The sequence below is a fragment of the Streptococcus equinus ATCC 9812 genome (assembly GCF_000187265.1).
Lineage (GTDB): Bacteria > Bacillota > Bacilli > Lactobacillales > Streptococcaceae > Streptococcus > Streptococcus equinus.
Window position 1 is genome coordinate 1 of the sequence record NZ_GL698445.1, and the last position, 659, is coordinate 659.

1 protein-coding gene is annotated in these 659 nt (G+C 42.2%); it reads right to left on the reverse strand.

What is annotated here, in order from left to right; genetic code table 11:
* A partial coding sequence (locus HMPREF0819_RS08505) for an ISL3 family transposase (RefSeq protein ID WP_003068033.1) occupies positions 1-659 on the reverse strand: 659 nt, incomplete at both ends.

A 659-nucleotide genomic window follows, 5' to 3' on the forward strand; every position in this document is an offset into this window, starting at 1 on the left:
TTTCAGCACGGATTTCCAGTAGTATTTGAGGGCACGATATTCAAGAGACTTCTTGTCAAACGGCTTCATGAGTTGAATACGTGTCTGATTAAGAGCACGGCTCATGTGCTGCACGATATGAAATCTATCAATAACAATCTTAGCGTTAGGAAAGAGTTTTGGAATCATTGGGATGTAACTGCCAGACATATCAACGGTAACGATTTTCACGCTGTCCCTAGCCTCTTTAGAATACCTGAAGAAATAATTGCGAATGGTTGTTTGTGTCCGATTCTCAAGGATGGTGATGATTTTCTTGGTCTCAAAATCCTGTGCAATGAAGGCAAGCTTTCCTTTTTGATACGAAAACTCATCGATGGAGAGGATTTCAGGCAGACGAGAGAAGTCCTCTTTGAAAGTGAATTCCTTGAGTTTTCGGTGTACGGTAGAGGTTGAAATAGCTAAATCCTGAGCAATGTGTGTTAAGGCTTGACGATTGACCAAGGTTTGCGCGACCTTCTGTCTGAGAGGTTCAGAGATTTGACAGTTTTTCTGTACCAAGCTGGTTTCAGAGACTGTTACCTTACGACAATTCTTGCATTGAAAACGCCGTTTCTTGAGCCTAATAAGACTGGGGAAGCCAGCCACCTCAAGAAATGGTATTTTCGATGGCTTTTGGA